Genomic DNA, 21,025 nt, shown 5'->3' with positions numbered 1-21,025 from the left:
CTGGCTCCAAAGGGGGCCGCGATGCGCTACGATGCTCTGAAATACTTCGTCGCCCCCGCGATCGGCACGTCCGAGTTGTGGCGCACCGGCCTCGGCGTCGCCCTCACCTTCATGGCTGGATTGGCGCTCTACCAGCTCTTTTTTGCGCTGCTCTCGAACGTGATCGGGCCCGACCTGACCCGGGCGCTCATCGACGCCACCAGTTTCGACACATCGAGTCCCGCCGCCACGCTCTACATCCTTGCGACCTTCGCTTTCTTTGCGCTCGGCCTGGCGATGGTGACCACCACGATTCATCGACGCAGCCCGGCGACGCTTTTCGGCCCCCTCGCCGCCGTGGCCTCGGACGCGCTCCGGGTGACCCTCGCGGTCGGCGCGCTCTACCTCCTTCTGACGATCCTGCTGCCGCAGAGCGTCGAGCTTGTTCGCAACGACGGCCTTTCGCGCCGAAGCTGGATCGCGCTCCTGCCGATCTCGCTCACCGCCATCGCATTGCAGGCAGGGACCGAAGAGCTGGTCTTTCGCGGCTACCTCCAGCAGCAACTTGCCGCCCGCTTCCCCGACCTGCCGCTCTGGATGGTCGGGCCCGCCGCGCTGTTCGCCCTGTCGCATCTCTCGCCCGCGACGGCGGGCGACAACGCCACGCTCTTCGCGCTCTGGGCGTTTGCCTTCGGCCTCGCGGCGGCGGATCTCACCGCACGGACCGGCTCCATCGGAGCCGCGTTCGGCTTCCATTTCGCCAACAATGTCATCGCCGTTCTCGTCACCTCGCTGGCGGGGCCGGGCTCCGGGCTCGCGCTCTACCACCTGCCGATGGCGATGGACGACCCGCGCATCGCCTCCACCATGCTCCCCGAATTCGCCACGCTGCTCTGCGGCTGGCTGGCGGCACGGCTGGCGCTCAAAGTCTGAGTGCGGATTGCGCCCCGGCCGGCCCCACGCTACCTCTCGACCGCGACATCGACACCGACACCGCCGCGGAGCCCGCCATGCGCAATGGACAATTCGAAGCCTCGATCGAAGAGGCAAAGCTCTATCCGCAGCTCTGGCGGCTGGGCCTCGGCCTGCTCCTCATCGGCTTCGTCTTTCTCTCCGCTGCGGCAATGCTGATCGGTGGGGTTGTCGCCATCGCCGGTCTGATCGACCCGATGAACACCGTGGCGACCACGGCCGCGCTGACCCGCATCCAGGCCGCGGCGCAGGGCTATGGCGGTATCGACACGCCTTTCGCCGTGTTCCTCGTCCTCATCACTTTCGCCGGGCTGTTCGTCGGCCCGATGCTCGCGGCCGCCGCGTTTCACTTCCGCGGTCCGGGCTCGCTCTTCGGTCCAACACGCGACTGGTTCGACGGCTTCCTGACAGCGCTCGCCGTGCTGGTGCCGATCTACCTGGCGCTCATCGGCCTGGGCTTTATGCTCGAGGACCCGGCACCCAACCTGCCGCTCGAGCGCTGGCTCGGCTACCTGCCCTTCGCGTTGCCGCTGATCTTCGTGCAGACCGCCGCCGAGGAGCTGCTTTTCCGCGGCTACCTGCAACAGCAGCTTGCAGCCCGATTCGCTGCGCGCTGGATCTGGATGGGCCTGCCGGCGCTCGTCTTCGCCTCGTTGCACTACTCGCCCGCCGCCGGACCAGCCCTGCCCTTCATCCTGGCCTCGGCGCTGGTCTTCGGCCTCGCCGCCGCCGATCTCACCGAGCAGACCGGCAACCTCGGTGCCGCAATGGGCCTGCATTTCGGCAACAATCTCTTCGGCCTGCTCGCGGTCGCAACGGGCGATACGATCACCGGCCTCGCGCTTTATGTCTCGCCCGCGCCCGACGACGCGCTAAGCCCGCAGGCGCTCGGCCTCGCCCTGTCGCTCGGCTTCCTGCTGCTGGTCTGGTGGCTCACCCGACGCTTGCTTACCCGCTGAGCAGAGCATTTGCATTTGTCGCCGCAGGGTCCTATCTGAGGGCGGCAACCGGCGAAGAAAGACCCCGATGAACTGGATTTCCAACTACGTTCGCCCGAAGATCAACTCGCTCTTCTCCCGCCGCGAGATGCCGGAGAATCTGTGGAGCAAATGCCCCGAATGCGGGACGATGCTGTTCCACCGCGAACTCAGGGACAATCTCAACGTCTGCACCAGTTGCGAACACCACATGGCGATCACGCCGCGAGACCGCTTTGCCGATCTCTTCGACGGCGGCGTCTATACCGAGGTCGCGGTGCCCGAGCCGGTTCCGGATCCGCTTCATTTCCGCGACCAGAAACGCTACCCCGACCGACTGAAAGCGGCCCAGAAGAAGACCGGCGAGCATGAGGCGATGCTGGTCGCCGAAGGCGAGATGGGACGCACGCCGGTGATCGCCGCGGCCCAGGACTTCACCTTCATGGGCGGCTCGATGGGCATGTATGTCGGCAATGCGATCATCGCCGCGGTGACGCGTGCCGTCGAACTGCGCCGGCCGCTGATCCTGTTCTCCGCCGCCGGCGGCGCGCGGATGCAGGAAGGGATCCTGAGCCTCATGCAGATGCCGCGGACCACTGTCGCGGTGGAGATGCTGCGCGAGGCGGGCCTTCCCTATATCGTCGTGCTGACCGACCCGACCACAGGCGGGGTGACCGCCAGCTATGCCATGCTCGGCGATGTCCAGATTGCCGAGCCCGGCGCGCTGATCTGCTTCGCGGGGCCGCGGGTCATCGAGCAGACCATCCGCGAGAAACTTCCCGAAGGCTTCCAGAGCGCCGAATACCTGCTCGAACACGGCATGCTCGACCGCGTCACCCATCGCAAGGCGATGCGCGACGAACTGATTACCATTACCCGGCTGCTGCTCGGCCTGCCGCCAGCGGTCAAGGGCGACCTTCCGGCACCGACCGATGTCGCCGCGTTGCCGCCGGCCCAGAGCCCTGCCGAACCGGCCGAGCCCTCCGCGGAGCCGGAACAGACAGCGTGACCACGACCAATAGCGCCGCCCTGCTGGCGCAGATGACGGAACTGCACCCGCGCGAGATCGACCTTTCGCTCGACCGAACCCACCGCCTGCTCGCCGCGCTCGGCCATCCCGAGCAGAGGCTTCCGCCGGTGATCCACATCGCCGGCACCAACGGCAAGGGCTCGACCCTCGCGATGATCCGCGCCGGGCTCGAAGCGGCGGGTCTCAAGGTCCACAGCTACAGCTCGCCGCATCTCGTCCGCTTCCACGAACGCATCCGGCTCGCCGGCGCAGAGATCTCCGAGCCGGCGCTGTGTACCCTGCTTGCCCGTACGCTCGAAGCGAACCAGGGCGCATCGATCACCTTCTTCGAAGCGACCACCTGCGCCGCGTTCATAGGCTTTGCCGAGACCCCTGCCGATGCATTGCTGCTCGAGGTCGGCATGGGCGGCCGGCTCGACACCACCAATGTCGTCGATGCGCCGCTGCTGACGATCATCACGCCCGTCGCGCTTGACCACCAAGCCTTCCTCGGCTCGACGATCCCCGAGATCGCCGCCGAGAAGGCCGGAATCCTGAAGCGCGGCGGGCCCTGCATTGTCGGCCGACAGGAGGAGGCTGCGCTGGAGGTGATCGAGGCCCGCGCCAGCCGGCTCGGCGCACCGCTCCTCGCGCATGGCCAGCACTGGCATGTCTGGGAAGAGCGCGGCCGGCTGGTATTCCAGGACGAGACCGGCCTTCTGGACCTGCCCCTGCCCCGGCTCGTCGGCCCGCACCAGGTCGAGAATGCCGGCATGGCACTCGCCGCGCTGCGCCGTTTGGGCCATGACGAGGCCACCTGCGAGGCCGCCGTGACCCGTGCTGACTGGCCAGGACGGATGCAGCGGCTGACCCGCGGCCCTCTCCGGGAGGCCGCGCCGGACGCCGAGCTCTGGCTCGACGGCGGTCATAACGCGCATGCCGCTGAGGCGCTCGCGGCGACGCTGCGGCGCGCTCCGACCCGACCGACGCATCTCATCTTCGCGCTGATGAACACACGCGATCCCGCGGCCTTCCTGGCCCCGCTCGCGCCCCTCGTCGCGAGCGTCACCGCCGTGCCGATCCCCGACGAGCCCGGCGCCACGGCCCCGGCGACTCTTGTCGAAGCGGCTGCGGCCCTCGGCCTGACGGCAACAGAGGCACCGGATGCCGCGACCGCCATCCGCGCCATCGCCGCACGGGAGCCACGCGCGCGCATCCTGATCTGCGGCTCGCTCTACCAGGCCGGATGGGTGTTGCGCGAGAACGGCTGACCACCGGCGGCGAAGGGCAACCACGTCGTCCAAACCATCTCGTATCCTTGACAAGCCGCCCCGACCGGACGTCCAGTTTCAACGGACGCAACAAACCGGACGGCGCCATGACCCTCTCCAGACAGAACGAATCCGACGACACGTTCACGCCGCGCTTCTGGTGGGTCTCCGGCTTCGGCCTTTTCGTCGCAAGCCTGTTCTTCGCAGCGTCTCTTACGCCGTCGCTGATGCCGCGCCCTCCTGTCATGCAGGGCGCGCTGTCCGGAATATCGGCCGCGCTCGGCTACACGATCGGCGCGTTCCTTCTCTGGCTCTGGCGCGTGATGCGCCTGCCCGAGGCGGGAGGACGCGCCGAACGTCAGATACGGACCATGTTCGTCGTTCTGGCGCTCGGTGTCTCGGCGGCGGCTCTCTGGAAGGCCGCCGACTGGCAGAACGCGACGCGAAAGGTGATGGGTCTCGAGTTCCTCGATACCGCGGATCCGCTGGTCGTGTCGGGCGTCTCCCTGGTCGTGTTCATTCTGCTCTGGTCCCTGGGCAGCCTCTTCCTGTTCCTGACCCGGCGCGCCGGAGCCGTGCTCGGCCGCGTCATGCCCGGACGAACAGGTGTGGTGCTCGGCCTGCTTGCCACAGTCTATCTTTTCTGGGCGGTCGGCGACGGTTTCCTGATACGCAAGCTCATGCAGGCCGCCGACGCCTCCTTCGCGGCGGGCGAGCAGGTTTTCGACCCGCTGATGCAACGACCGTCGGATCCCGAAGAGACTGGCTCGGACGCCTCCCTGGTGAAATGGGACGACCTCGGAAACCGCGGCCGCGACTTCATCGGACGGACGCCCTCTGCGGAGGAGATCGGGGAATTCTACGGCGCCGGTGCGCAGCGCCCGATCCGTGTCTATGTCGGCCGCGTGTCGGCCGGCAGCGCGCGGGCGCGGGCGGAACTCGCGCTCGAAGAACTGATCCTTCAGGGCGGCTTCGACCGCGAGATCCTGATCGTGACCACGCCCGTCGGAACCGGCTGGATGGACCCCGGCTCGCATGATGCCGTCGATTTCATGTGGGGCGGCAACACCGCCCATGTCGCGGCGCAATACTCCTATCTCACCTCGGTCCTCTCGATCCTGACCAATGTCGAATACGGGCTGGACCAGGCCCGCGCGCTATTCGACGTCATCTATGAACACTGGACCAGCCTGCCCGAGGACAGCCGGCCACGCCTCTACATCCATGGCCTCAGCCAGGGCGCGCTCAACAGCCAGGCGACGATCCCCTTCTTCAGCACGCTCGCCGACCCGGTGGATGGCGCCTTCTGGGTCGGCTCGCCCTTCATCAGCCCGATCTGGCGTCAGGTGATCGACGCCCGCGAACCCGGGAGCCCGGTCTGGCGGCCACTGTCCGGCAACGGGTCGCTTGTGCGCGTCACCAACCAGGAAAACACGCTCGACGAGCCGGGCTTCGCACCCTGGGGGCCGATCCGCTTCGTCTTCCTCAGCTACGGCTCCGATCCGATCGTGAATTTCGATACGGCAACGATCTGGCGCGCGCCGGAATGGCTGACCGGAGAGCGGCCACCGGACGTCTCTCCCGAGATGCGGTGGTATCCCCTCGTGACGGCGTTCCAACTCATGCTGGACATGACCACGGCGCTCGGCGTCGAAGGATTCGGCCATTTCTACATTGCCGACGACTACATCGACGGCTGGGCCGCGCTTACTGACCCGCCCGGCTGGACCGAGGGGCGCGCCGATGCGCTGCGCGAGGTGTTCCACCGCCGGCCACCGCCCTGGTGACACCAACGCGACCGGCCGGGACGGCTCAGCAAGACGCGGCGACGCTTTCCTGCGCAGTGCTCCAGTCCGCAGCCTGCATTTCCCGCAGCCGGCTGGCGGTGCGCTCGAATTCGAAACTCCCCTCGCCCTCGAGATAAAGCATCTCCGGCTCTGCTGCGGCCGAGCAGATGAGGCGCCGCTTCGCCTCGTAGAGCGCGTCGATCAGCGTCACGAAGCGCTTGGCCTCGTTGAAGTTCGACCGCCCCAGGCAGGGGATGTCTGTGAGCACCAGAACACGGGCCACATCGGCAATAGCAAGGTAATCGGCCGGCCCCAGAGGGTGCCCGCAGAGGTCGAAGAAGCCGGCGCGCGCCACGCCATTGCGGAAGGCCGGGATCTCGACCGGGCGCGCTTTGATCGTCAGCACCAGAGGCGGCGCGTCGCCGCCTGAGAGATCGTCCCAGATCGCCTGGATCGCCTCGCGCGCCGCGTGATCGTTGGGCGTGAAATAGACCGGCGAGCCGGCGAGTCTGTCCTGCCGGAAGTCCCGGCCCGCGACCAGCTCGTGCACCACCATCCGATCCTTGATCATCTCGATGAAGGGCAGGAAGAGCTCGCGCTGCAAGCCGTCCTTGTAGAGGTCGTCCGGCACCCGGTTCGACGTGGTCACCACCACGACGCCGGCCGCGAAGAGCCGCTCGAAGAGCCGTCCGACGATCATCGCGTCGGCAATGTCGCTGATCTGCATCTCGTCGAAACAGAGCAGGTCGACATGCGCGATCACCTCCTCGGCCACCGGCAGGATCGCGTCGGCCACCTTGCGCTTGCGCGCTTCGTGGAGACCGGCGTGGATTTCCTGCATGAAGGCGTGGAAATGGACCCGCCGCTTGCGCTCGGTGCGGACGGCCTCGAAGAACATGTCCATCAACATCGACTTGCCGCGCCCGACCCCGCCCCAGAGATAGAGGCCGCGGACCCGTGCAGGCTCCGGCGCCTTGGCAAAAAGTCCGCGCAACCCTCCGCGCGGCGGCGTGGCCGGGCGATGTGCCAGCTCGTGGAGGACGCGCTCCAGCTCCGGCAGGGCCACGACCTGGGCGGCGTCGGGGGTCAGCTTTCCCTCGGCGATGCGCGCGTTGTAGATATCGATCAGACTCTCGGACATCGGTGGCGTGTTTAGGCGGCGGTTACAGGATTGGAAAGCCTCGATCGGTTCTGCCTCCATGCCCCGCGCGCCTGCATGCCGCCGGGCACCGTCAGCCTATCAGGCGTTCCAGGCGTCGAGGATATATCGGCTGGTCATCAGGTCGAGATGCGCGCCGCCACCGTTCTTGAAGAGCGTGATGGCCCCGGATTCCGGGCGAAAGGCGCCGAGATCATAGAAATCGGCCTGAATGTCCGCGCGGTCGATCGCGCCTGATGTCAGCGGCAGGATCAGCTCGCCGATATGCTCGAGCGTCGTGTCGACGCTGTCGACAAAGACGCGGGCGCGCGCTATCGCAGCGTCGTCGGCCTCGCGCATGTCGGGACGGAAGGCACCGATCAGGTTCACGTGCTGCCCCGGGCGCAGCCAGTCGCCCCGCAGCACGGGCTCGGTCGCCATCGTTGCCGACACGATGATGTCGGCGGCCTCCACCGCGGCGGGAAGGTTGCGGACCGCCTCGGCGTCCACCTCCCGCGCGAGCGCCTCGGCGCGCGCGGCGGTGCGGTTCCAGATCCGGATCTCCGCCTGCGGGAAACCGGCCCGGAACGCGTCAACCAGCGACATCGCGACCTTTCCCGCACCGAGGATCAGGACGCTGCGCGCGCCCGGATCGGCGAGCCGGCGGGCCGCGAGGAGGCTGTCCCCGGCGGTTTTCCACTTCGTGACAAGGTGGAAATCGACCATCGCCTCAGGCTCGCCGGTCGCATCGGAATAGAGCGTGACCGAGCCGTTGACCGTCGGCAGGTTGCGCGCCGCGTTGCCAGGAAAGACAGTTGCCACTTTGACCAGCCCGCCAAGCCCGTCGATCCAGGCGGAGCGATTGAGTAGCGTGTCACCGCCCCGGTAGAGAAAGCTGTCGGCGATCTCGGCCCGCGGCCGCGCATGACCCTCCGCGAGTGCATCGGTCAGGGCGAGCCAGTCGAGCCGGGCCTCCGCGTCGGCGGGAACGAAGGGCAGGCTCATGACGCTTCGGCCCGGTCAAGCAGACCCTCGGCGACCAGCCGGTCGGCCCAGCCCTCGGGCCCGTCGAAAAGGTGTGTCTGCCAGCCGCGCGCCTCCGCCACCGCGGTATTGGCCGGGCGATCATCGACGAAAAGTATTCCCGCGGGCGCAAAGCCGCAGCTCTCTTCCACCATCTCGTAGATCTCCGGCTCCGGCTTGATCCGCTTCATGTAGCCGGAGATATGACGCCGGTCGAATTCCTTGAGATAGGGCCACTTCGCCTCTGCAACCGCGAAGCTGCCGATGCCGAAATTGCTCAGCGCCTGCACAGGAACGCCCTTCGACCGGAGCGCACGCAGGAGCCGCACCGAGTGATCGATGGTCGGCCCGGCGATGTCGGTCCAGCGGTCGTGCCACATCCGGATCTCGTCACGCCAGTCGGGATTCTCGTCAGCCAGCGCGTAGACGATCTCGCGAAAATCCGCGCCGCGATCGAGCTGGTCGTTCATCCCGTGCAGATCGACGGCCGCGAACATCGACTCGCGTCGAGTCTGCCCGATCTCGGCATCGTAGAATCGTTCGGGGTTCCACTCGATCAGCACATTGCCGATATCGAAGATCACAAGTTCAACGGGCATGGCGCACACTCCGGCTACTGACTCGCGCACAGCCTCACCGATTGCCCGCCAGTGTCAACGTCCGCGGGTGAGGACCCGGTCCAACGCCTGTGCAAAGCGGGCGCGGTCGGCCTTGGAAAAGGGCCGGCCGCCGCCACCCGTGCCAAGCGGATCGGCGCTGCGAAGCTCGGTCATCAGGTTCCGCGAGGCGAGCGCATTGGCGATGTTGCGCTCGCTCAGCACCTCTCCGTCATGCTTGAGCACCAGCGCGCCGGCAGCAATGCAATCGGCGGCAAGCGGGATGTCGGCTGTTACCACGACGTCGCCAGGTCCCGCCTCCCCTGCGATCCAGCGGTCCGCCACGTCGAGGCCCTGATCGACATAGACCACCCGCACCAGCGGATTCTCCGGCGCCCGGATCCCGCCGTTGCAGACGAGGACCAGCGGCGTGCGATGGCGAGTGGCGACCCGCTCCGCCTCGGCCTTCACCGGGCAGGCGTCGGCATCGACATAGATCGTCACGAGAGCCCAAGCGCCGCGGCGTGGAAGGCGACGTGGTCGCCCATGAAGGTGGAGACGAAGAAATAGGAATGGTCGTATCCCGCCTGCACCCGGAAGGCGCCCGGCTGCCGGCGCGCCGCCATCGCCTCGGCCAATGCCTCGGGCTTCAGCAGGTCGAGGAACTGGTCCTCGCTTCCCTGGTCGACGAGCACCGGCACGTCGAGCCCGACTGCGCGCATCTGCAACGTCGAGTCATGTGCCGCCCAGCCCGCCTCGTCCGCCCCGAGATAGGCCGTGAGCTGCTTGCGGCCCCAGTCCGAGGCGGAGGGATGGGCGATCGGCGCGAGGGCGGAGACAGAGCCGAACCGCCCCGGCAGGCCCATGGCAAGCGTCAGCGCACCATGCCCGCCCATGGAATGGCCGGTGATCCCCTGTCGCTCCATGTCGAGCGGGAAATCCGACGCGAGCGCCGCTGTCAGATCCTGCGCGATATAGCTCCACATCGAGAAATTCGGCGCCCAGGGCTCGCGGGTCGCATCGACGTAGAAGCCCGCACCCTGCCCGAGATCATAGGCGTCGTCATCGGTCACCTCGTCACCGCGCGGCGACGTGTCGGGAAAAACTAGCGCGAGGCCGTGACGCGCCGCATGGGCTTGTGCGCCCGTCTTCACCATCGCGTTTTCATGCGTGCAGGTGAGCCCGGCGAGGAACCAGAGCAGCGGAACTGGTCCGCGGGCAGCCTGCGGCGGCAGGTAGAGGCCAAAGGTCATGTCGCAGGCGCAGGCGTCCGAGCGATGCGTATAGACCCCCTGCGTGCCGCCGAAGCAGCGGTTTTCGGACAGTGTTTCCATACCGGTCTCCCTTTGCCGTCGCCCAAGGCCTAGCCCGCGCGGCCGCGCCCGGCAACCCGTCAGGAGACCCAGGCGATGACCGCCGAGACGGTGATGACGGAGGCGGCGGTCGAGACCAGGATGGAGGTCGAGACACGGTGCGGCACAACATTGTAGTGCCGCGCAAGGATGTAGACGTTGCCGGCGACCGGCAGCGCGGCGCAGGCGATCATGACGTCGGCGGCAAAGGCCTCGACCGGGAAAACGAGAAGCGCCGAGACGGCGACCGCCGCGGGGTGCAGCACGAGCTTGGCGAAGGAGAGCCAGGCCGCGACCGAGAGCCGCTCGGCGCTCTTGGAGGCAAGCGAGGCGCCGATCGCGAAGAGCGCGCAGGGCGTTGCAGCGGCGCCGAGCAATTCCAGGAACTCGTTCATCGGCACCGGGATCGGCAGTTCCAGCGCCGACCAGATGAAGCCGGCAGCGATGGAAACGATCATCGGATTGCGCGTGAGCCCGCGGCCGACCGAGAGGAGCACGCCCGGCGCGATGCGCCCGTCCCGCGTTCCAGTGATGACCATGACGATGAGCGAGCTGAAGACCAGCAGGTCGACGGCCAGCACCATCATCACCGGGCCGATGGCCTCCGGTCCCATGAGCAGCGACAGCATCGGCACGCCGAGGAAACCCGCATTGCCGATTACCGCGCATTGCGCCTCGACGGCGCTGGCATCCCATGGAAGCCCCCGGATCCGCGCGACCGCGGTGGCCAGCAGGTAGACGCAGACCGTGGCCGAGAGATAGGCCCAGATGAAGGTCCAGCTCAGCACCTCGGCAAGCGAGAGATTGGCCGAGAAGCGAAAGAGCATCGCGGAGAGCGCGAAGTAGAAGACGAATTTCGTGAGGTAGGATGTCGCCTCGTCGGTGAAGAAGCGGGTCCGACCGGCAAGGAAACCGGCAGCGATAATGCCAAAGAACGGCAAGGTTTTCAAAAGGACAGGCAACATGTTCGCGGCCTAGCATGGGGTGGCGGGCGCGTCACGGCAAAGCTTGCGCGCACCTGAACCATATGGTCTGATTTTGTGTCAGGAGGACTGCCGATGGATGTCGCCGAGGGCAAGATCAAGCGCGGGCGCAAGTTCGATCAGGTCCTTGAGGGTGCGCGCGAGATCTTCATGCGCGACGGGTTCGAAGGCGCGAGCGTCGACGACATCGCGCGGGCGGCCGGTGTGTCGAAGGCGACGCTCTACAGCTATTTCCCAGACAAGCGGCTGCTCTTTATGGAGGTCGCGACCGGCCAGTGTCAGCGGCAGGCCGAGGAATGCATCCAGAGCATCGACCCCAACGGGCCGCCGCGCGAGGTTCTACGGAAGGCCGCGGAGCGGATGATGCGCTTCTACCTGTCGGATTTCGGCCAGGCGGTCTTCCGCATCGTCGTCGCCGAGACGGCGCGGTTTCCCGGCCTCGGGCGCGAGTTCTGGGAAGACGGCCCGGCGCGCTCGCGCGAGGTGCTGATCGCCTACTTTCGCGAGGCCACCGCGCGCGGGACGCTCCGCGTCGAGGACCCGGGGCTCGCCGCAGACCAGTTCACCGAGCTCTGCAAGGTGGACCTGCATCCGCGGATGCTGATGGGACTCGGCGTGGAGGCGGGTCCGGCCGAACGGGCGCGAGTGGCCGAGGGGGCGGTGGAGATGTTTCTGGCAAGATACGGGACGTGAGAGCCGTCGGGACCCGCACTCAGGCGTTGGCAATCGCGGATTCGACGATATCCCGAACATATGCCAGACCATCGGGCGGCAGGTTGCGTGCGATGATCTTCTCGCCTTCGTCCGTTTCAAGGACGACGCTTCCCGTTCCGGCCTTCACGCGTTCGACATCTCCCAGCATCACCGTTTCCTGCACAGCGCCGGCGACCACGTAGGAGAGCTGCTCCCGGGTAATTCTGAGTTCAGTGGGATGCGTCCTGGATCGCTTCATGACCCGGAACAGAAGATACGCAAAGCCGAGGCACAGGAGCGCGACGAAGATCTGACCCTGGAAAACACCGAACAGGGCCGCCGCGACAAGGCCACCACCGATCACGCGTGCCAGCATCGGGGAGATCGGTTGCTCGAACATCTCCAGATGGATTTCCTGCGCCTGCTCCGTGCCTCCGACGTGACTGACACCTATTCCCTGAGGCGGCGGGCGATCGTCCCATTCCGTCGAAACCTTGCCGTCTCGAGCGAGTTCCCGGATGTTCTTGTCCACATCCCCGGCCGCCCTGACCTGCACGTCGTCATCCCGGGCGTCGATTGCAGGCAAGTCGAGCAGCGCGGAAAATTGCTCCCACAGCTTCCGCGGTTCGTCACCGGCGGTTATCCACTTGTCGAGCGGAACGAAGATCCTGTCGTCGGGATGCGCGAGATCGATGATATGCAGGTAGTCCCGATTTCCGCCCGAGTTGTTTCGCCGATTGAGGATGCGCTTGCTCCACCGAACGCCGGCAAAGGATGAAAGCGGCTCACTCCAGGATTTCCGGCCGAAGAGCCTGGGCTCCACGACCGTGACCTTGTCACGGGTGATCTCGATATGCCCGGACTCGAGCCTCGGCTTCACGGCCTTCGCGAGTTGCCACAACCCCGCTACCACCGCCAGCATCGGAAGGATGGGCCTGAGCCTTTCGTAGGTTCCAAATTCGATGCCGAACGAATCTCCTGCAATCATCCACGCGGCGACAAAGCAGGCGCCGGCAGCGACGCCTCTGATCACGGAGTCCGAGGTGCTTGCCTTGTTCTCGATCCGAAGCGGCAATTCGCCCTCGGGGCTGACCACCTCGAACCAGCGATTCCGCAAGCGCCTCTCGGCGCGCCATGTGTCGAGTTTGCCCGATTGCATCCTTTTCTCCCCTGTTCGCGGGGAAAGTGTGCCAGATGAACCGCCCGATTAGAACTCTTGGACATTCCGGCCCCATGGCGGGACCGCGCGCCGCCTCAGTCCAGCCGCCGCACCTGCAACTGGTTCGACGGGCTGCGGCGGGTCTCGAAGATCTTGATCGCCTGGACCAGCTCCGAGAGCTTCTTCTTGCCGTAGGTGCGCGTGTCGAAATCCGGGTTCGCGGCGGTCATGAACTGGCCGAGCTGGCCGAGCGTGTACCAGTCGTCCTCCTGATCGATGCCGTCCATCGCCTTCAGGATCAGGTCGCGCGCCTCGTTCAGCGAGCGCGGCTTGGGCGGCTTGCTCTCGGTGGCCTTCTGCTCCGGGTCGGGATCGGCGCCGGAGAGGTTCTCGATATAGATGAAACGCTTGCAGGCCTTCCGGAAGGCCTGCGGGGTCTTCTCCCGGCCTATACCGAAAACGTCGAGCCCCTGCTCGCGGATGCGGCTCGCGAGCCGAGTGAAGTCGCTGTCCGAGGAGACCAGCACGAAGCCGTCGAAGCGGCCGGTGTGCAGAAGGTCCATCGCGTCGATCACCAGCGCGATGTCGGAGGCGTTCTTGCCCACCGTGTTGGCCGGCTGGTGGAACGGGACGAGGCCGAAATCGGCCTGCACCTTGGACCAGCCCTTCATCTGGGTGGAGGAGAAATCGCCGTAGACCCGGCGGACGGACGCCTCGCCATAGGCCGCGATCTCGTCGAAGATCGCCTTTGCGTGTTGCGGCGAGGTGTTGTCGGCGTCGATCAGGACGGCGAGGAGGGGTGGTTGGTCAGACATGTTTGCCTTTTTTTTTCGGCGGACCGGGGGGCTGCGTGCCCCCGGACCCCCGAGGAGATTTTTGAACGGAAGGAAAGGCGGAAGCGCCCTCCTTAAGTGAATTAGTAAACGACGACCGAGCGAATCGACTCGCCTGCATGCATGAGATCGAAACCCGAGTTGATCTCGTCCAGCGTCAGCGTGTGGGTGATCATCGGGTCGATCTCGATCTTGCCCTGCATATACCAGTCGACGATCTTCGGCACGTCGGTTCTTCCGCGCGCGCCGCCGAAGGCCGTGCCCCGCCAGACGCGGCCGGTGACGAGCTGGAACGGCCGCGTCGCGATCTCCGCTCCGGCCGGTGCGACCCCGATGATGATCGACTCGCCCCATCCCTTGTGCGCCGATTCCAGCGCCGCGCGCATCACGTTGACATTGCCGGTGGCGTCGAAGGTGTAGTCGGCCCCGCCCTTGGTGAGGTCGACCAGATAGGGCACGAGGTCGCCCTCGACCTCCGCCGGGTTGACGAAATCGGTCATCCCGAAACGCTCGGCCATCGGTCTCTTGTCCGGGTTCAGATCCACGCCGACGATCTGGTCGGCACCGGCGAGCCTGAGCCCCTGGATGACGTTGAGCCCGATGCCGCCGAGCCCGAAGACGATGGCACGGGCGCCGATCTCCACCTTGGCGGTGTTGATCACCGCGCCAATGCCGGTCGTCACGCCGCAGCCGATGTAGCAGATCTTGTCGAACGGCGCGTCCGGGTTGACCTTCGCCAGCGCGATCTCCGGCAGGACCGTGTGGTTCGAGAAGGTCGAACAGCCCATGTAATGCAGGATCGGGTCGCCATCGAGCGTGGTGAAGCGCGAGGTGCCGTCGGGCATCAGCCCCTGGCCCTGCGTCGCACGGATCGACTGGCAGAGATTGGTCTTCGGGTTGAGGCAGTATTCGCATTCCCGGCATTCGGGCGTGTAGAGCGGGATAACGTGGTCGCCCGGTTTCACCGACGTCACGCCGGGTCCGCATTCGAGCACGACGCCCGCGCCCTCATGGCCGAGAATCGCCGGGAAGAGCCCCTCGGGATCGGCGCCGGAGAGAGTGAACTCATCGGTGTGGCAGATGCCCGTGGCCTTGATTTCAACGAGAACCTCGCCCGCCTTGGGGCCGTCGAGATTCACCTCCATCACCTCCAGCGGCTGTCCCGCCTGCAATGCCACAGCGGCGCGCGTTTTCATTGCTCTATCCTCTCGTTAAACTGCGGCCAAAGGGTGGGCGATGCGCCACCGCATTGCAACTGCGAGGATGAAGATGAAGACGAGAATTCTGGTCACCGGGCTGGCCCTGGCGGGACTGGCTTCCTGCGGGGCGCCGACGAGCAACCCGGTCAGCGAGGAGATGTTCATTGCCGAGCCGGCAACGATCTCGACAATGCCGCTCTCCGGGCCGAGCCAGCCGGCGCCCGGCGGGGTCGACCCGGCGCTCGCCCTCGTCGAGGAGGATCCCTACGACCAGACGATCGAGGGCGGGCCAAGTGGGTTGACCGAGCGCCTTCCGGACACCTGCAAGCTCGAGAACTTCCAGCAATACAAGGGACTGACCAAGCCGGAGATCGATGCGGCGGGGCTGGCGGTGCCCTATCGCGTGGTCGGCCAGACCGATATCGTCACACAGGAATACAACCCCATGCGGGTGAATTTCTACACCGACGACGCAGGCCGGGTGGTGCAGGTCTCCTGCGGCTGATCTCGGCCCCATCCGTCCGGGGTCAGGATCGATCCGGGGTGCGACGCCGGCAAAAGAGGATTTGCCGGCCGCCGGCGTCAGGCAAGGGAGACCAGCGCGTCACACAGCCTTACCGGGTCATAGCGCTCCGGGTTCTCTGCCTGCGCCAGGTCAGCCGTGATACAAAGCACACCGTGACGTGCGGTGATCTCCCGGGCCGTCGCCGCCCCAACATGGCCCGAATCACAGAGCACGAGGGAGATCAACCGCTCTGTCGGACAGTCCGCCCCGAGATCGGCGCGGAGCGCGGCGAGCAGCGCGCCGACCTGGTCGGGAAGCGTCATGCCCAGGCATTCAGGGTCGGTCCCGAGGCTCGGCACGTAGACCTTCGGCACGCTGCGCTGCGCCACGCTCCGGCCCACGCGCTCCGGCAAAAGGTTCGCGATGACCGAGGAATAGAGGCTTCCCGGCGGGTAGACGATAAGGTCCGCCCGCTCGATCAGCCGACGGTTCCGCTTCGGTAGGCGGACGCTTCGGGCAGGGATTTCCCGCGCACCGTCGGAGAGGAACAGCCGCCGGATCGGTTCGGTGAGTGGCGGGGCCTCCTTGCCGGTCAGGTTTCTCTGGCCGATCACCCGGTCGCCGCTTGCTAGCTCGGCGCCGATCTGAAGATTCACGTCCGCCACCGCCCGAACCGTGCCGAGAACTGCCACCATCTTGGACATCAGGAACAGCGCCGGCTCCAACTCGCGCGCGGAGGAGAAATAGCCGCCGGCGAGGATCAGGTTGCCGATCGCGGCGCGGCGGAAGTCGAAATCCGCCGGAAGGTGTTCGGAAAAGCTCGCCAGCTGTTGCAGAATCAGCCGCCGCATCGGCTGCGAAACGGCCCGCATCAGCCTGTGCGTACCCGCTTCGATCTCGGCAAACTCGGCCTGCGCCGCGCGCGCGTCCTGCGCCGGGAGCCGGTGCGAAAAGAGCGCAACGATCTCGGGATGACCAAGCTCGGTCTCGTCGGCCAGCGCCATCAGCCGCGAGCGTAGGTCGCCCACAGCAGGCATGTCGAACGCCTCACGCAGCACCTGGCTCGAGCCGCCGGAATCGAATGGCGTGATCAGATGCGCGGAATTGTGGGTGTATTGCTTCAGCGCGCGCGCTGCCTCGTTGAGCGCGCTGCCACCTGAAAAGAACAACAGCCGGGGCCCGAGCCGCGGCGAGGCCTTTGCGCGAGCGATCCGGAGCGCGTCGGGGATCTCGGCGCTGCGCGTAACTGTCAGGTTCGGCACTGTCTTCTCGCCCGGCATGCTCGGCATGAAGCCTCCCTCAGACGGTTATAGGAGGGATTTACGATGACAGCGACCGGCTTTCTCGCGCCGGTCTGGCCGAGACGGCCTCGGTGCTCCTGTGCCCGTGACAGCAAAGCCGGCGCCCGAGGTCAGCCGAGGAGCCGCGCGAGCAGTTCCTCCGAGGGGAATCCGTCGGCCGGCAGCCCGTTTGCCGTCTGGTAGGCGCGGATCGCGGCAAAGGTGTTTGGCCCGGCAAGCCCGTCCGCGCCCGAAGTGTGAAACCCGGCCGCCGAAAGCGCCCGCTGCAAGGCCAGAATCTCGTCCCACGTGAGCGCGCGCTGATCGGCCGGCCAAGCGGCGCGGAGGCTCTCGCCACCGGCGATCCGATCGGACAGATGTCCCACTGCGAGCACATAGGCATCGGCTGCGTTGTAGCGGCGCAGGGCCTCGAAACTGTCGGTCACGAGGAAGGCGGGCCCGCGGTGGCCGGCAGGCAGCAGGATCGCGGCCGGGGCCTCCTGCGGGAACGCGCGGCGCGGCAGAACGACGCCGTGCGCGGCCCAGTCGCCCACCGGCCTGCGGACATCCCGACCTGCCAGCGCGAGGTCGAAACCAGGCGGCAGGGAGATCTCGGCGCCCCAGCGAAGACCTGCTTGCCAGCCCTTCGCGACGAGACAAGCGGCGGCGGAGGCCAGCGCGTCGGTTGGGTTGTCTGACCAGATGTCCGCCCGCCCGTCGCCGTCGAAATCGACCGCATTGGCAAGATAGGTGCTTGGCATGAATTGCAGATGCCCCATGGCCCCCGCCCAGCTCCCCAGCATCTCCGGCCGCGCAACCGCGCCGGCCTCGACGATCCTCAACGCCGCGATGAGCTCGCGCTCGAAGAGCGCGGCGCGGCGACCGTCGCAGGCCAGTGTCGCCAGCGCGCCGATTACCGGAACATCGCCGCGCACCCGGCCGAAATCGCTCTCCATTCCCCAGATCGCCACGAGGATCTCCGCAGGGACGCCGAATCGCGCCGCGATCCGGCTCAGCAAGGGCGCCTGGTCTCGCAGGATCTGCCGGCCCGTCGTCACCCGCGCCTCCGACACAGCCCGACCGAGATAGTCGGCGATGGCCCGGGTGAACTCGGCCTGATCCCGGTCCCGCCGGAGAACATCGGGGAGTTCCGCGACGTCGTCGAAGGCCGCGGCAAGACAGGCGTCGGAAATCCCAGCTGCCTGCGCCCGCGCGCGGAAAGATTCGCACCAGGATCTGAACGCGCCCTGCGCCATCGACCCGGTCACCGCCGCTTGCGGGTCACCTTGCGCCGCGCGGTCGACTTGGAGCGGGAGCTCTTCGGCCCTCCGCGGCCGGGCTTCGCGGCGCCGGGCTTGCCCGGGCCGAGCTTGGCCGATTTGGCGCGCGCCTTGCCCGGAGCGCGCCGGACCGGCCGTCCCCGGTCCGGGGTGCGACCGGGCGCGACCTGCTCGCCCTCGATCTCCAGGAGTTCCAGCATCAGACCGCCGGTCACCGGCACCGCCTCGGTGAGCCGCACGGTGACGCGCTGGCCAAGCGTGATGACGCGGCCCGAATCCGAGCCCATCAGGCTCTGCGCTTCACGGTCGTAATGAAAGAACTCGTTGCCGAGCGAGCGGATCGGGACGAGCCCGTCGGCGCCCGTCTCGTCGAGATTGACGAAGAGGCCGAACCGGGCGATGCCCGCAATGGTTCCGCCGAACTCGTTGCCCACGCGCTCTGAGAGATAGGCGGCGAGATAGCGGTCGGTCGTGTCGCGCTCGGCGGCCATCGAGCGGCGCTCGGTCTCGGAGATGTGCTCGGCCGTCTGGTGAAGGCGGTCGATATCGTCGGGCGAGAGCCCGTCCTTGCCCCAGCCATGCGCCGCAATCAGGCCGCGATGAACGATGAGGTCCGAGTAGCGGCGGATCGGTGAGGTGAAATGAGCATAGGTCTTAAGCGCGAGACCGAAATGGCCGAAGTTCTCAGGGCTGTAATAGGCCTGCGTCATCGAGCGCAGGGTGGCCATGTTGATGAGTTCGGAGAGCTCGCTGCCGGCGCTGTCGTGCAGAAGCTTGTTGAGATGGCGGGTGTGCAGAACTTGCCCCTTGGCGAGCGTGAACCCGCTCGCCTGCGCCGTCTCGCGCAGCGCCTCCATCTTCTCGGGCGTCGGCTCCTCGTGGACACGGAAGAGGAGCGGGCTGCGCTTGTGTGTCAGCGTTTCGCCGGCACAGACATTGGCCAGCACCATGAATTCCTCGATTAGCCGGTGTGCCTCCAGCCGCTCCTTGAATTTCACCGATTTCACCTCGCCCGTCTCACTCAACTCGATCCTGCGCTCGGGCAGGTCGAGGTCGAGCGGCTGGCGCAGGTCGCGGGCGCGGGCGGTTGCATGATAGGCAGCCTGGAGCGGTTTGAGGATCGTCTCGAGCAGCGGGCCGCATTTGTCGTTGGGCGCACCGTCGAGCGCTTGCTGGACCTCCTCGTAGCTCAGCGAAGCCACCGAGCGCATCAGGCCGCGATGGAAGGAATGTCCGATCTTCTGGCCGTCCGCGTTGATCCGCATCCGCACCGCGATGCAGGCACGCGGCACGCCTTCGTGCAACGAACAGAGGTCACCCGAGAGCCTGTCGGGCAGCATCGGCACGACCCGGTCGGGGAAATAGGTGGAATTGCCGCGCGTGCGCGCCTCGGCGTCGAGCGCCGAGCCCGGGCGGACATAATGGGCGACATCGGCGATAGCGACCCAGACCACGTGGCCGCCCACGTTCTTCGGATCCTCGTCCGGCTCGGCAAAGACCGCGTCGTCGTGGTCCCGCGCGTCGGACGGGTCGATGGTGATGAGGGGCAGCGCGCACAGGTCCTCGCGGCCGGAAAGGCCGGCAGGCTTCATATGGTCGGCCTCGTCGATCACCCGGTCCGGGAAATCATCGGGGATGCCGTGCTGGTGGATCGCGATCAGCGAGACCGCCTTCGGCGCAGAGGGGTCGCCGAGGCGTTCGGTGATCCGTGCCGTCGGCAGGCCGAGCTTGCCGCGCGGGCTGGCCTGTTCGGCCTCCACCAGCTCACCGTCCCTCGCGCCGTGCGTGGCACCGGCGGGGACATGCCATTCGCGGTCGGCGCCCTTGTCGATCGGGGTGATCCGGCCGCCCTCGGTGCGCTTGCGGTAGATGCCGAGTATCTTCCTCGGATTGTGGCCGATGCGGCGGATCAGGCGGGCCTCGTACTGGTAGTCATCGGTGCGATTCTCGGTCAGCCGGCCGAGGATACGGTCGCCCTCGCCGAGCGCCGGGTCGCTTTCGCGAGGCACGTAGATCACGCGCGGCTCCGGCCCCTCGCCATGCCATTCGAGCGGCTTGGCGTAGAGATCGCCGTCGGAATCGGGGGCGAGGATGACGAGCACGCTAACCGGCGGGAGCTTGTCCGGGTCGCGGTAGTGGCGCCGTGCCTTTTGCAACTGCCCCCCAGCCTCGAGCTCCTTGAGCAGGCGCTTGAGCTCGATGCGTGCGGCGCCCTTGACCCCGAAGGCCTTGGCGATGTCACGCTTGGACGTCTGCGTCGGGTGATCGGTGATCCAGTCGAGAAGCTGGGTCTTGGTCGGAAGCTCTGCCATGCGCGCGAGGTAGCACGGCGACCGGGGGCTGTCACCTGTCGACGGAACGCCGCTTCGCGGCCTGCTTCCGGCGGGGATATCTGAGAGCAGAAGAAGACGCAGCGACGGCCAGATCTGCCGCCGTGTCGACATCGGCGAGGGTATCGACATGGGCGGTCCGGAGCGGCCCGAGGGAGCATAGCGTGTCCAACATCGCGGCGTCGCCGGACCAGCGGACATTCTCGAGAAAGCCTGCAGGCGCCGCCTGCACGCGCTTGAGGCCGATCAGCCAGTAGCCGCCGTCCGGCGCAGGTCCGAGGACGGCATCGTGATCTCCCAGCGCGGCGAAGGCGCGCGCGATGTGGTCGCGGTCGATGCAAGGTATGTCGGCGCCGATGACGAGGACCGGGCCCGGCGGCGCGTTGCGAAAAATCCGTGCCATGCGGGCGCCGAGATCGCCCCTGCCCTGCGGGTGGCGTGGCAGGTGGGCCGGCCAGATCCGGGAGGCCAGGCCCGCGTGATCTGGTGAGACGGCGAGGGTGAGCTGCCAGCGGGGGTCTTCGAGGCGACGGATCAACCGCGCGGCCTGGTGACGGAACCACCAGGCCGCGTCTGTCATGCCGATCTCGCGACCGAGCCGGGTCTTGACCCGGCCGGGGCGCGGCTCCTTGAGCATGACGATGAGCTGGCGGCGCATG

Annotated in this window: 20 protein-coding genes; 7 read left to right on the top strand and 13 right to left on the bottom strand. The window is 67.0% G+C overall.

The window, feature by feature from the left end; translation table 11 throughout:
- The first annotated feature begins 21 nt into the window (after positions 1-21).
- From EU800_RS06860 to EU800_RS06840, 5 genes are all read left to right on the top strand, one after another.
- The gene (locus tag EU800_RS06860) at positions 22-912 is read left to right on the top strand and encodes a CPBP family intramembrane glutamic endopeptidase (protein WP_129629912.1); all 891 of its coding nucleotides are present in this window, start codon (positions 22-24) and stop codon (positions 910-912) included.
- A gap of 77 nt (positions 913-989) precedes the next feature.
- Positions 990-1,910 (top strand): CPBP family intramembrane glutamic endopeptidase, encoded by a 921-nt coding sequence (locus EU800_RS06855; RefSeq protein ID WP_129629910.1) that lies wholly within the window; start codon positions 990-992, stop codon positions 1,908-1,910.
- A gap of 67 nt (positions 1,911-1,977) precedes the next feature.
- Positions 1,978-2,937, top strand: a complete 960-nt coding sequence (gene accD, locus EU800_RS06850) for an acetyl-CoA carboxylase, carboxyltransferase subunit beta (protein WP_129629907.1) — start codon at positions 1,978-1,980, stop codon at positions 2,935-2,937.
- Positions 2,934-4,208, top strand: coding sequence for a folylpolyglutamate synthase/dihydrofolate synthase family protein (locus tag EU800_RS06845; protein ID WP_371685587.1), 1,275 nt, complete (start codon positions 2,934-2,936; stop codon positions 4,206-4,208). Before accD ends, EU800_RS06845 begins: the two co-directional genes overlap by 4 nt.
- 107 nt (positions 4,209-4,315) lie before the next feature.
- Positions 4,316-5,995: an alpha/beta-hydrolase family protein gene (locus tag EU800_RS06840; RefSeq protein WP_129629905.1), complete on the top strand. Its 1,680-nt coding sequence runs from the start codon at positions 4,316-4,318 to the stop codon at positions 5,993-5,995.
- A gap of 25 nt (positions 5,996-6,020) precedes the next feature.
- Here EU800_RS06840 and zapE read toward each other — a convergent pair whose 3' ends face one another.
- The 6 genes from zapE to EU800_RS06810 all read right to left on the bottom strand — a co-directional run bounded on the left by zapE (position 6,021) and on the right by EU800_RS06810 (position 11,069).
- Complete coding sequence (zapE, locus tag EU800_RS06835; RefSeq protein WP_129629903.1) at positions 6,021-7,136, bottom strand: cell division protein ZapE; 1,116 nt, start codon at positions 7,134-7,136, stop codon at positions 6,021-6,023.
- Between the two features lie 99 nt (positions 7,137-7,235).
- Positions 7,236-8,138 (bottom strand): ornithine cyclodeaminase family protein, encoded by a 903-nt coding sequence (locus tag EU800_RS06830; RefSeq protein WP_129629901.1) that lies wholly within the window; start codon positions 8,136-8,138, stop codon positions 7,236-7,238.
- Complete coding sequence (locus EU800_RS06825; RefSeq protein ID WP_129629899.1) at positions 8,135-8,755, bottom strand: HAD family phosphatase; 621 nt, start codon at positions 8,753-8,755, stop codon at positions 8,135-8,137. Before EU800_RS06825 ends, EU800_RS06830 begins: the two co-directional genes overlap by 4 nt.
- Before the next feature lie 54 nt (positions 8,756-8,809).
- Positions 8,810-9,256, bottom strand: a complete 447-nt coding sequence (locus EU800_RS06820) for a YaiI/YqxD family protein (protein ID WP_129629897.1) — start codon at positions 9,254-9,256, stop codon at positions 8,810-8,812.
- Positions 9,253-10,086, bottom strand: coding sequence for an S-formylglutathione hydrolase (gene fghA, locus EU800_RS06815; RefSeq protein WP_129629895.1), 834 nt, complete (start codon positions 10,084-10,086; stop codon positions 9,253-9,255). Before fghA ends, EU800_RS06820 begins: the two co-directional genes overlap by 4 nt.
- 59 nt (positions 10,087-10,145) lie before the next feature.
- A complete protein-coding gene (locus EU800_RS06810; RefSeq protein WP_129629893.1) occupies positions 10,146-11,069 on the bottom strand; it encodes an AEC family transporter in 924 nt (307 codons plus the stop codon).
- Between the two features lie 93 nt (positions 11,070-11,162).
- On the opposite strand from EU800_RS06810, the gene EU800_RS06805 reads away from it, so the two are divergent.
- Complete coding sequence (locus EU800_RS06805; protein WP_129629891.1) at positions 11,163-11,780, top strand: TetR/AcrR family transcriptional regulator; 618 nt, start codon at positions 11,163-11,165, stop codon at positions 11,778-11,780.
- Positions 11,781-11,799: 19 nt separating this feature from the next.
- Here the strand turns inward: EU800_RS06805 and EU800_RS06800 are convergent, their stop codons facing one another.
- From EU800_RS06800 to EU800_RS06790, 3 genes are all read right to left on the bottom strand, one after another.
- On the bottom strand, positions 11,800-12,939 hold the full coding sequence (locus tag EU800_RS06800) for a hypothetical protein (protein WP_129629889.1): 1,140 nt from the start codon (positions 12,937-12,939) through the stop codon (positions 11,800-11,802).
- Between the two features lie 95 nt (positions 12,940-13,034).
- Positions 13,035-13,754, bottom strand: a complete 720-nt coding sequence (locus EU800_RS06795; protein ID WP_129629887.1) for an NYN domain-containing protein — start codon at positions 13,752-13,754, stop codon at positions 13,035-13,037.
- A gap of 101 nt (positions 13,755-13,855) precedes the next feature.
- The gene (locus tag EU800_RS06790; protein WP_129629885.1) at positions 13,856-14,968 is read right to left on the bottom strand and encodes an S-(hydroxymethyl)glutathione dehydrogenase/class III alcohol dehydrogenase; all 1,113 of its coding nucleotides are present in this window, start codon (positions 14,966-14,968) and stop codon (positions 13,856-13,858) included.
- A 73-nt stretch (positions 14,969-15,041) separates the two neighbouring features.
- Between EU800_RS06790 and EU800_RS06785 the strand changes: the two genes are divergently transcribed.
- A complete protein-coding gene (locus EU800_RS06785; RefSeq protein WP_207209866.1) occupies positions 15,042-15,476 on the top strand; it encodes an I78 family peptidase inhibitor in 435 nt (144 codons plus the stop codon).
- 77 nt (positions 15,477-15,553) lie between these two features.
- On the opposite strand, the gene EU800_RS06780 is transcribed toward EU800_RS06785, so the two are convergent.
- The 4 genes from EU800_RS06780 to EU800_RS06765 form a co-directional block, all read right to left on the bottom strand.
- A complete protein-coding gene (locus EU800_RS06780) occupies positions 15,554-16,765 on the bottom strand; it encodes a GAK system CofD-like protein (RefSeq protein WP_242500425.1) in 1,212 nt (403 codons plus the stop codon).
- A gap of 122 nt (positions 16,766-16,887) precedes the next feature.
- Positions 16,888-18,012, bottom strand: a complete 1,125-nt coding sequence (locus EU800_RS06775) for a lytic murein transglycosylase (RefSeq protein WP_242500424.1) — start codon at positions 18,010-18,012, stop codon at positions 16,888-16,890.
- A gap of 8 nt (positions 18,013-18,020) precedes the next feature.
- Positions 18,021-20,348 carry a ribonuclease R gene (rnr, locus tag EU800_RS06770; RefSeq protein WP_129629881.1) on the bottom strand — a complete coding sequence of 776 codons (2,328 nt, stop codon included), beginning with the start codon at positions 20,346-20,348 and terminating at the stop codon, positions 18,021-18,023.
- A 31-nt stretch (positions 20,349-20,379) separates the two neighbouring features.
- Complete coding sequence (locus EU800_RS06765) at positions 20,380-21,024, bottom strand: TIGR04282 family arsenosugar biosynthesis glycosyltransferase (protein ID WP_129629879.1); 645 nt, start codon at positions 21,022-21,024, stop codon at positions 20,380-20,382.
- Position 21,025: the final 1 nt, after the last annotated feature.

Origin of the sequence: Tropicimonas sp. IMCC6043 (assembly GCF_004146235.1) — a bacterium.
Taxonomy (GTDB): domain Bacteria; phylum Pseudomonadota; class Alphaproteobacteria; order Rhodobacterales; family Rhodobacteraceae; genus Tropicimonas.
The sequence above is the reverse complement of the archived record's forward strand: the minus strand, read 5'-3'. Positions and strand labels throughout refer to the sequence as shown.